At 45.6% G+C, this 10,404-nt stretch carries 9 protein-coding genes; 7 read left to right on the top strand and 2 right to left on the bottom strand.

What is annotated here, in order from left to right:
* The 4 genes from DXZ20_RS37655 to DXZ20_RS20650 form a co-directional block, all read left to right on the top strand.
* Window positions 1-198: hypothetical protein (locus tag DXZ20_RS37655; RefSeq protein WP_250565857.1), on the top strand; the 198-nt coding region annotated here is incomplete at its 5' end.
* A gap of 42 nt (window positions 199-240) precedes the next feature.
* Window positions 241-3,747 (top strand): DUF6519 domain-containing protein, encoded by a 3,507-nt coding sequence (locus DXZ20_RS20660; protein ID WP_163700280.1) that lies wholly within the window; start codon window positions 241-243, stop codon window positions 3,745-3,747.
* Window positions 3,748-3,759: 12 nt separating this feature from the next.
* Window positions 3,760-4,053: a hypothetical protein gene (locus DXZ20_RS20655; protein ID WP_163700278.1), complete on the top strand. Its 294-nt coding sequence runs from the start codon at window positions 3,760-3,762 to the stop codon at window positions 4,051-4,053.
* A 978-nt stretch (window positions 4,054-5,031) separates the two neighbouring features.
* Window positions 5,032-5,811 carry a DUF8692 domain-containing protein gene (locus DXZ20_RS20650; RefSeq protein ID WP_163700276.1) on the top strand — a complete coding sequence of 260 codons (780 nt, stop codon included), beginning with the start codon at window positions 5,032-5,034 and terminating at the stop codon, window positions 5,809-5,811.
* Window positions 5,812-5,909: 98 nt separating this feature from the next.
* Here DXZ20_RS20650 and DXZ20_RS20645 read toward each other — a convergent pair whose 3' ends face one another.
* Window positions 5,910-7,145 carry a hypothetical protein gene (locus DXZ20_RS20645; RefSeq protein ID WP_163700273.1) on the bottom strand — a complete coding sequence of 412 codons (1,236 nt, stop codon included), beginning with the start codon at window positions 7,143-7,145 and terminating at the stop codon, window positions 5,910-5,912.
* Between the two features lie 295 nt (window positions 7,146-7,440).
* Here DXZ20_RS20645 and DXZ20_RS20640 point away from each other — a divergent pair, with 295 nt between their 5' ends.
* The 3 genes from DXZ20_RS20640 to DXZ20_RS20630 all read left to right on the top strand — a co-directional run bounded on the left by DXZ20_RS20640 (window position 7,441) and on the right by DXZ20_RS20630 (window position 9,154).
* A complete protein-coding gene (locus DXZ20_RS20640; protein ID WP_163700271.1) occupies window positions 7,441-7,869 on the top strand; it encodes a GFA family protein in 429 nt (142 codons plus the stop codon).
* Window positions 7,870-8,093: 224 nt separating this feature from the next.
* On the top strand, window positions 8,094-8,519 hold the full coding sequence (locus DXZ20_RS20635; RefSeq protein ID WP_163700268.1) for a hypothetical protein: 426 nt from the start codon (window positions 8,094-8,096) through the stop codon (window positions 8,517-8,519).
* A gap of 104 nt (window positions 8,520-8,623) precedes the next feature.
* On the top strand, window positions 8,624-9,154 hold the full coding sequence (locus tag DXZ20_RS20630; protein ID WP_163700265.1) for a GNAT family N-acetyltransferase: 531 nt from the start codon (window positions 8,624-8,626) through the stop codon (window positions 9,152-9,154).
* Between the two features lie 321 nt (window positions 9,155-9,475).
* Here the strand turns inward: DXZ20_RS20630 and DXZ20_RS20625 are convergent, their stop codons facing one another.
* On the bottom strand, window positions 9,476-10,402 hold the full coding sequence (locus DXZ20_RS20625) for a LysR family transcriptional regulator (protein ID WP_163700263.1): 927 nt from the start codon (window positions 10,400-10,402) through the stop codon (window positions 9,476-9,478).
* Between the last annotated feature and the right edge of the window lie 2 nt (window positions 10,403-10,404).

The raw sequence follows: 10,404 nt of genomic DNA, 5'->3' as shown, positions 1-10,404 counted from the left end.
TCGCGACGCTATGGCGACCCGGCCTATGGTCAACTCAGTCAGCGCTGTGCAGAGGAAATTCGTCAGGGAGCCGATGACGAAGCCGAAATGGGAGTATTTCATGATCTCTATCAACCCCAACGAGAGACTAATTTACGAGTACGATTGGACGAATATCTACGCTTCAGCCTAGAAGCCGGCATTTTTTACATCACCTAGTGATTGTCTAGTACCTAGCGATGGATTTAACAGGAGGCCTCCATGAAGGGAGATTTTAGTCGAGATACCTTCGATAGCACCAAGCACTACAATATGGTGCTGTTGCAGATGGGGCGCTTGTTGTTAGACTCAGACTGGGTCGAACAACAACAGATCCATCAACATCGGATTGAAACCGAAGCCCGCGATGTGATTGGTCCATGTGGGGCTCCTAAAGACGATCCAGGGTTTGGCATTGAAGCCGTCGACAATGACTTTACCATCGGTGCTGGCCGCTTTTACGTTAACGGTATTCTCTGCATTAATGAGACCGATGTCGCCTACAGTCAACAACTCGATTTACCCAATCCTGCCGATTTAAGTAGCCTGTTTGCTGAGGCCGGTACCACTAATGGCATTATTTATCTGGATGTTTGGAAACATCATATTCTGCCCATTGACGATCCCCAGATTCGTGAAGTGGCGCTGGGTGGACCCAGTACCGCAACAAGGCTAAAAACCCTATGGCAAGTTAAAGTCTTGCCCATTACCGAGCCGGTCAATCAGCTCAGCTGCGACGATGATCTCTCCGAATGGGATGATCTGATCGCCCCCAGCACTGGCATGTTAAATGCCCGCACAGCTGCCGCCGAGGCCACGGACAATCCCTGTCTAATTCCTCCCGGTGCGGGCTACCTGAGGTTAGAAAATCAGCTATACCGGGTGGAAATTCATGCCGGTGGCGATGGCGACACTGCCACTTTCAAGTGGTCACGGGACAATGGTTCTGTGGTCACAGCCATCAACGGTATGGATGGCCAGGAAATCACCGTGGCTGATCTGGGCCCCGACGATGTGCTGGGGTTTGCCAAAGGCCAGTGGGTGGAAGTCATAGACGATGCCCTTGAGCTGAATGGCCAACCAGGGGAATTGTTACAGATTGACGACTTTACTAATGATGCTGCCGGTCGTCCTGTGATTGTGCTGGCCTCAGCGCCTACCCCCTTAGCCGCTGAATTTCCTAATGGCATCAATCCTGATTACCATCCGAAGCTGCGTCGCTGGGATGGAGCAGCAACCGGTGGACTGCCAGTCTCAGCAGACTGGACATCCTTAGAAGGCGGTATTCAAGTTCTGTTTTCCGAGGGTACCTATAAAACCGGTGATTATTGGCTAATTCCAGCCCGTACCGCCACGGGCCAGATCGAATGGCCGGTGACCGATACCCCTGTGCCCACACCCATTCCCCAGCTGCCATTGGGCATCGACCACCAATACTGTCGGTTGGCCATCGCTCAGTTTTTAACCAATGCCGATGGCAATGGCGAGCTGGAAGTTCTGGAGATTTGCGATCATAGCTTTTGTCCCCTGACCGAACTAGACCCTGGAGAATCCTGCTGCACTGTTGTAGTACAACCGGGAGAAAGTATTCAAGCAGCCCTAGATTCACTCCCACCCCAGGGAGGATGTGTTTGCCTCAAAACGGGGACCCATACTATCCAACAAGCGATTTGGATCAGACGATCCAATGTTGTTCTTAAAGGAGAGAGTCCTGGCACTCGCGTGGTCCGCAACAATGGGCTTAATCTATTGCGAATTCAGCGCCTTCGCAATCAACAGGTGGTCAATGTCGTCGTCCATCAAATTCGATTTGAAGCCGCCGGTATAGACCCTGAACCTTCAAATTTGTTGGATCTAACCGTGGCGGTCATTAGTAACGGCCTCAATGTGCAAGTAGACCATTGTCAGTTTGAGGTAGAGCTAGCCCAGGATACCGACAACACTGGTTCAAACCTACCCATTGGACCTGCCTTGGGATTTGCTGTGGTCAACAGTGAACAAATTACCCTACGGGATAATGTCTTCCGTCTGATGTTCACGGGGATCTGGGCAGAAGCGATCTCAACCTGCAATTTTTCCAATAATCAGTTTATCGGCCCCACAGCCCAAATTGATGACTTTACCTACCCGGTGGGGCTCATCTGCATTTTGTTAAACCTACTGACCTCGGAGAATGTGTTACTAGGTGACAACTGTCAAATCACAGATAATTTAATTCAGGATAGTTTTATCGGCATTGTTACGGGCGTTCACAGTGACTACTGTCATATTATTAACAACCAGATTCGTCGTCCGGCAATTCGACAGCTACCCATCGAAGAATTTGACAATCAATATTTAGCAGGGAGCGATCCCTATCTCTATGGGATTATCACCTACGGTAATCACTGCATGATTGCAAATAACACCATCAATCTAGACTCTCCTTCCTGGGGAGGGATTCGAGTCTTTGGAACCCACACCCGAGTGGAAGACAACACTATAATTTCCAATTTGGATCGAGGGCTTCAGATCGGCAACACCCAGCTACCCCTATCAATTTTCTTAGGAGAAGTTGCCGAGAACGATGATGCCCCCCTGCCTGTCCTGGAACTCAATGCCAGCGTTGTAAAAGGGAACAAAATCACAGGAATTCTCACGGGTATTGGCGCAGCTAATGTGGAAGGGATTGAAATTTCAGCAAATCAAATGACAGTGTCGGGGAATTTCTCCGCAGCTGTTCCCATGGGAGTGGCGCTGGCCAATACCCAGCGGACCGTGGTTCAAAATAATCACATTAGTGGTGCTGAATTTGGTGTTTTTCTGTTGGGCACACCTCCCATCCAAGGTGTAGGTAATCGCGTACTTGACAACCACATTAGCGATGGCACCTACGGTATTGGTGCAGTCTCAGAAACAGCCCTGGAGATTTCTGGCAACCAAATTGATAATATGACGGTGGCAGGTATTGCGGCTAGCAATTTGATTGAACAGGCTTACTTAGCCAACAACCGTTTAGATCATTGTGGCTATCGACCACCCACATCTAACGCCACCAGTATTGCGGCAACAACCGCTGTGGGTGCTGGTATTTTTATTACCTCAGTGCTAGGAGACCTGACTCTACAGTCTTCTCAGATTATCAATACAGGCATCTCACGCCAGGGAGAAGTAGCCGCGACAGCGGCATTCTGGGGCATTGCAATTGGCCTGGTGTTATCTTGCGATATCACTCAAAACCATGTGTTTTACAGTGATACAGAGGCTGTAGCTCAGATGAACCTGATCCCCACCCATCGGTCGCTGTTGCTATTGGGATGGTTTGCCCCAACGAATGTTGATGTTCGGTTTCCTCAAGTCGGCAATGCCATGGTCAATGATAATATTTTTCAAGGGATTGGCTTACCCCATCTTGTCGAGTTTTTGCGTAATCCCAATGAGCCCCGGGTGGGCTTTGAACAGGTTAGTTTTAGTCAGAACCAATGTTTCCATTTGCGATCGCAAACCTCTCAGCCCCCTACAGACTTTATTACTAGCCGCCAAGGCAATGCGACCGTGGTGACCTGGGGACGACACTTGGTGGTGATGGGTAATCAGGTCAAGGCTGCGGATAATCCCAATTTCCCTTCCATGGATCTATCAAATCCAGAGAGGGTGACTGTAATGGGTAATATTGCCAGCGGATCAATTATTAACTTTGGTTCTGGAGTTACCCCACCGAGCCCCGGTGACTTTAATGTTTATTCATAGCCAGGAGGTTTTATGGAAATCAAACGTATCGAAGATATCCTGTCAGCGCAGCAAAAATTTGCTCAGCAACTCCAGCAGCAAATGCAGCAATTTAGCCAACAAACAAGTCCTGGCAGCTTTACCCTAGCCGACAAAAAACGTCAGCTACAACAATATGAGCAACGCTTAAATACTACAAAAAAAGCCAGAGAGGCTTCGATTTCACGGTTTGACACTGATATTCGCCGTTATGATCAGGACATAGAACGTCTAAAACGTGAAATTCAAGCAAATGACACTGGCGTGCGCCGTAAACAGCAAGGTTGATGACAACATCGTTTCACATTTTTGTTAATTTATGCCTTTAGGAAAGTTGGAGTAGAGTCAGCCAATACCGTCACCAGTCTTTGGGCAGAAACCTTTACACAGGTCTATCAAGATCTCCATAGCCCAGAGAACCTTCGCACATGCTGCGCTAAAAACTATTCCAATGAGGAAGCAATTAGCATTTTATCGCCTGATCAGTATGCTTGCATTATCGCCTACCGAGAAGCTGCACCTGTAGGTTACTACATCCTGAACTATCAGCAGTGCCCAAAAGATTACCTAACAGTAGCTACCAGCCCTACAACACATTAATCAGATGTAATGATTCTATTGTGCCAGCGATAATTCTGGCATTAGCACTCTTTCTTGTTTGCAAACTGTTGCCAGGTGCTAAATTGTCCTCAACAAGTGTTGAAACGTCTTAAAAATTAGATTTATATTCCTTAAAAAATGGCCTAAATCGCTCAGCTACGATGAAAAATGCCCAAAATTTAAATACATATCTATTCATAGTCTAAAACTGATTTATCGATCACTACATTCCTTACAAAACAGCTATTTCTGCCATTATTTGTCAGTCCAATAAGACTATAAATTGTTACAAAACACTTCCATGGGCAAGGGCTTTTTTATGGTTTTTGCCATGACATAAGAAAGCTCTCATATGGCTTTCATAGGATACTTACCTACAGGTGAGACCCTTAAACAATAGTTAACCTATTCTTAATGCTTATCCGATGCTCACCATATGCAATGTGATGCTAAAAGCCCTTTATTGCTATGGTCAGGCTGCAATAAGTCTGTAGTAGCAGCCAGTGTTAAAAGCTGCCACAATGGTTAAGGGAAATTTAAGCGAAGTTAAACATGATAGTTAATTACAGCATAACTTCTGACTTCTGACACCTGATTCCCCACCCAGCCAAAATTTCCCAACTTAAATGCTCTACCCTCCTAATATTTTTTATCTACAACTCTTCCATGATCACAAAAAGAAAGAACTTTCTAGGCTCTCTTTATATACAGTTTAGGGGGAATTTGCCCTTAATCGGATTAATCGCAGCTATTTCAACTATTTTCTTAGGCAAGGTAGTATTTATTCATCTCTGGTATAACGTTCCCATCGATCAGCTCACCAGGGATATAATTGCTGTCGGTCGCATTCCTGTCTATGCAGGATTTCTTTCTCAAATAGGTCTCTTCTGCTGGGCTGCCGCAGCAATGCTCTGTTTTTTTAGCGCTAGCGTTATTGAAAACAATGGCAATCACCACAAGATCAAGCAGTTTTTGTTGGCTTCGACGTTGCTAACCTTAATCCTCGGTTTTGATGACGCCTTCTTACTCCATGAAAAAGTTCTGCCCAAACTGGGCATACCAGAAGGTGTCACCTATGCAAGCTATGGTGGGTTACTACTTTTTTACTTGCTTAGATTTCACCAACTTATTCTTAAAACAGATTATATATTTATAGCTCTTGCACTCGTTTTCTTTGGTCTTTCATATACATTAGATTTTGCATTAGCCATAGTGTATCCTGCCGCTCCCATCCCACTCCTGACATCAGGTCGAATCTCGTATCTGCTTGAAGATGGTGCAAAATTTATCGGTATTATCAGCTGGCTTGTTTATTGCTTCCAAATTGGCAAATACTCAATTAGAGTCAGTGCAGCCAAACCAAACATTGAGCTGCCCTACTATTCTGATGGAATTGCAAAACAGCAGATAATACACAAAGGTCTCCATATTGGTCAAGATCGTTAACGATGGCACTTTAAACGCATCACCTAACTGCCACGGAGTGTTGCTACTATCATGACCATCATGCGCGTCGGATTTGAATCCTCATCTAGTTGAATAACTCATCGGGTATTTGCCACGGGCTGCGCTGTGCCGCAGTGATGACAGTAGGGTAAATACTTGTATGTGGGCTGGTGACAGTGATTGCACTCCTGGTGCTGATGATAGCCACAGTGTGGACAATGGCTGTCATGGGCCTGTAGCTTTTTGGCGCACTTAATACAGCGTGACTTTTGTATACGCCCTGCAGCTTGGAGTTTAGGGTTAAAGATAAACCGTTGAACGAACTTAATCATGCCAAAGCCTAGCAGCGGAATCAGCAAAATGTAAATATAGCTGACCAAAAACAGAAGTCTGCCAAATAGGACGGTGACAATATTAAATACAGCGGTAAACAAGACTCCCATTTGCATAAACTCAAACGCTTTGAGAATCAATGGGATAAAAAAGATGACCAGGAGATGCCAGCTAATCAGGGCAATGAGGCCATAGCGTTTACGCTGAGCGATGGTGTAACCGCCAAAAGCCACCAAAATCAGCGGCACAAGGAAAAGCGCCTGAAAAGCTAGCTGAATACTGGGATACCAGAAACTAGCTCGGTCATACCCTTGCTCAATGGTTTGAAATGCAGAATCTTGGTTGAGCAGGGTGAGAAAGGCTGCACTTTCTGAGCTGGACAGGAGCTCATCCTTAAGGGTTGTAATTTCCGCTTTGAGGGCCGTAATCTGAGCCTCATTCTCTGTTAGTGTCGCCTTGGCCTGGGCGGCACTAGTTAGATTAATGGACTGATCACGGGGTTGTTCTGCAATTTCTTCTAGGAGCGTAGAGTCATACTGCTGGCGAATGGTGCGATTTGTATTTTCTAGGGTTGCGATCTCATCTTCCTTCCCATTCAACTGCTCCAGTCGGTTAGTATTACTGGGTTGTTTAATGGCATCCTTAGTATCCGCGTACTGTAAACAGACACTGTTTATTTCCCCCAAACGATCAACAGCCGTCCACCCATACTGCTGCTTCAAGCCAACATTGTTTTCATCAGCTGCCCATCGGACCAGATTAAAGTCTTTATCCTCAGCAGTCTGATCACGATAGCTATCCCACTCGGCATAGCAAGGATAGACTTCAGAAGGAGCCATGTACCACTGACCAATATCGTTTAAGCCAATAAACACATTGGTCAAAATAAAAATATCAATCAGGATAATGACCACTAAACTAACTTTGTTCAGCGGTTCATTATTGATAGTTCGAGAGCGATGAAAGAACCGTCGCAGGGAACGACATAATCTATAAAACATAAAACTAATTGAGCAAAAGCCCCGCAAAGATAATGTGTGTCTGTGGGCCTATTGTGCCACCGTGGGCAATGCATCCTCCATGAGTATCTTGCACCCCCCTGAATCAATCACGCTGCCGGAGACATAGGGCGAAGTGCACCGAAGTAATACGAAGTAATAGCTACAAGGCTTAGCATACAGGCTGTATAAGTTCTGTGAATAGACAGAATAGCAGGCTAAAACCGTGGTTAAGATCGTGAAGAGTTCTCTGCTCAATCACGCTGAAACTCATTAACCAATCATAGCTTCGAGATAAATGACAGATCTAATGACAGGAACAGGAAGTTGTCTTTGCGGTGCCATACACTTCACCGCAAAGACTATCCATAAAAATATGGGTGCCTGCCACTGCCACATGTGCAGAAAATGGAACGGTGGGCCTCTTATGGCCGTCAGCTGCGGTACAGAGGTTGCATTTGAAGGAGCGGAGAATATATCGGTCTTTGACTCATCGGAATGGGCCGAACGCGGCTTTTGCAAAAAATGTGGTAGCCATCTTTTTTACAGACTCAAAGGCAACAACGAATATAGTATGTTAGTTGGGCTATTCGATGATGATAGTCAGTTTATCTTTGAGCATCAAGTATTTATTGACAAAAAACCTGAATTTTACGACTTCTCAAATAAGACTGAAAATATGACAGAGGCTGAAGTGTTTGCAAAATATGCACCACCTTCGGCATAAGACTGCTTTAGGGGATGCATCACATAGCAAAATAAATCTTGCACGGGTGATGGTTAACAGCTCACAACAACAGGATCTGATTAAGCTTAAAGCAATAAAACTCAGCTGCATGGCTCACCATGGCCCACCTCATGCGGTGATTATGTTCAAAGTTCAGCCTATATAATATCGATGCTGAAATTATCAGTTCAGCTTTCCTGAAAAATTGAGCATAATACTTAAATATGGATATTGAATTTGGCAATCTCGACAACCTAGATACCAATGGCACTGGCTGGTTTATTGGGTTTAGTGATTGGACCAAGGCAGATCCTGCTAAGGATGTTAATCTACGATTCAACCCCCATGGTCAAGAATTTTCAAATTTATCTGCAAAGTGGATGCATCATATTGTTGGAGAAACGAGAGGGTTAAACAAACCCATTAGCTATGGTCGTACCATAACTATGCTAATGAGTGACAGCGGTGGTTTTCGGATAGAGTTCTCAAGCCGTCCTGACTTTAAGGCTCCTGACACGCACAACTATTTGCTTGAAAAACGAGGAGATTTTATTGCCTGGGGTGCAAATGTATATCATCAAGCATTTGTCGAGCGTGAAAGCACAACGCTGACCATGCGTTGGGAGCCGTCAAAAAAATTACCACACTAGACTCACCATAGATTTTATTTACGAATAGTTCTGGTCAAGAATCTGTTTGCTAGGCTTTAGATTAGCCTTCGCACTAACTGGATTATTGGTTTAGTTCCTGGGTCATGCAGCCAATCAACACAGCGCGATTAACAATTCGCGAGTTCATCTTTGCTGATGCTGATGCCTTTATCAGCTTTATGACAGATCCTGAGTCGACAAAATTTCTGACGTTTACAGACGAACAAACCACCAGGGAGGGTGCTAAACGTCTGATTGAGTTTACGATTGCGTCCTATGGTTCTGAGCAACCGATGCTTGCATTTGCGGTTGAAGAAAAGAATAGCAAACGGTTTGTGGGTTTTTGTGGGTTGAATCCCCATGATGATGAAGCAGTGGAGGTTATGTATGCTGTGATGCCAGCGGCGAGGGGACAGGGGTATGGGACGGAGATTGCGATCGCAATCTCCCACCATGCTCTTAACGACCTTGGTTATCACCGCGTAGTAGCTCCGATTGCGCCAGAGAATAAGTATTCGCAGATTGTTGTAAGAAAGGCTGGTTTTGAAGATTGTGGGGTAGTGAGACAGGCAAACTTTCCGGAGCTGGTGCGACAATTTGTACTGCAGAAGGAGAGGATAAACGATGCGGATTGAAGCTTGCCAGGGGGTAAGTGATGGTTTTGGCTATGAATGGCTAGGGGAATGATTCAATAGTTCATAGTGATGGGAATTGATAAGTAGCGATAGGGCTGCTCAGGGCTTTCCTCCCTGAAACCCTCCTATTCGTGGGGGCCTAAACTCCCCCCACCCCCCGACAGGGTAATCGTTTGTAGCAAATATTCTGGTGAGGGGTGAGCTACGTCAAGGTTAGGGTAAGAGCTAAACTAACTCATCCGATATTTTTATCCTTCTCAACACTGTAGAACTTAAGCGCTACAGTTTTGGAAGCAAATTATTTATACTCTTTTTGAGTTTTCAATCTGTTATTGATTTTGCAATTTTTTTTGAGTGATGACTTTTCTCGGTTGTGACTTTTTCAACTACGTCTAGAAAGCCTTCAATCACTGGTGATATATGCCGTCGTCGCCAGGCAACGGCTAGTTGGAGTTGGAGGAAGTTGCCGATGAGGGGGCAATAAGAGATACCGGATAAACCTGCTTTTTGAAGGCTTTCGGGGACGAATGTGATGCCGGTACCAGCAGCGACTAGGCCCAGTCGGGTTTGATATTTGCTATCTTCATAAACAATATTGGGGGCAAATCCGGCGTCTTTGCAGAGGGCTAACATTTGATCATACAGCACGGGTCCTTCATGGCGTGGGTGGACAATAAATGATTCGGTGGCAAGGGATTGTAGCGATAGTTGTTTTTTCTCGGCTAGTGCATGGCTATCAGGTAGAGCCAGCACTAGTTTTTCTCCTTGTAGTGGATAGAGGTTGAGAAATGAATCTTCTACCGGTGGATGTAAAAAACCGATGTCAATAGTTTCTTTTCTGAGACTGTTCACCTGGTCAAGGGTGCAAATTTCGTTCATGGCTAGTTTGACATCGGGATGGCGATCGCGAAAATGTCGCAAAATTTCTGGCAGCACTGTATGCATGGAGGAGGCTGTAAAGGCAATCCGTAACGAGCCAATTTCTCCTCGATCGATGCGCTGGGCTAGTTGGATGGCTGAGTCTAACTGCTGTAGTCCTTTGCGAACTTCGATTAAAAATGCAGCCCCTGCTTCGGTTAGCTCTACCATGCGTTTTGTGCGGTGGAGCAGCGTTACACCCAGTTCTGCTTCTAGCCTGTGAATCTGTCTGCTAAGGGCAGGCTGGGTAATCTGTAAGCGAGCAGCGGCGCGACCAAAATGGAGTTCTTCTGCAACGGTTACGAAGTACTGAAAGGCGTGAAGTTTCATAG

Origin of the sequence: Adonisia turfae CCMR0081, from assembly GCF_011009555.1 — a bacterium.
GTDB lineage: Bacteria > Cyanobacteriota > Cyanobacteriia > Phormidesmidales > Phormidesmidaceae > Leptothoe > Leptothoe turfae.
Note: the sequence above shows the minus strand (reverse complement) of the source record. Positions and strands in the feature narration are given on the sequence as shown.

Bases quoted from the DNA above. Each gene is read 5' to 3' on its own strand.
- DXZ20_RS20650 (WP_163700276.1), top strand. From the start codon at position 5,032: ATGATCACAAAAAGAAAGAACTTTCTAGGCTCTCTTTATATACAGTTT.
- DXZ20_RS20645 (WP_163700273.1), bottom strand. From the start codon at position 7,145: ATGTTTTATAGATTATGTCGTTCCCTGCGACGGTTCTTTCATCGCTCT.
- DXZ20_RS20625 (WP_163700263.1), bottom strand. From the start codon at position 10,402: ATGAAACTTCACGCCTTTCAGTACTTCGTAACCGTTGCAGAAGAACTC.
- DXZ20_RS20660 (WP_163700280.1), top strand. From the start codon at position 241: ATGAAGGGAGATTTTAGTCGAGATACCTTCGATAGCACCAAGCACTAC.
- DXZ20_RS20655 (WP_163700278.1), top strand. From the start codon at position 3,760: ATGGAAATCAAACGTATCGAAGATATCCTGTCAGCGCAGCAAAAATTT.
- DXZ20_RS20630 (WP_163700265.1), top strand. From the start codon at position 8,624: ATGCAGCCAATCAACACAGCGCGATTAACAATTCGCGAGTTCATCTTT.
- DXZ20_RS20635 (WP_163700268.1), top strand. From the start codon at position 8,094: ATGGATATTGAATTTGGCAATCTCGACAACCTAGATACCAATGGCACT.
- DXZ20_RS20640 (WP_163700271.1), top strand. From the start codon at position 7,441: ATGACAGATCTAATGACAGGAACAGGAAGTTGTCTTTGCGGTGCCATA.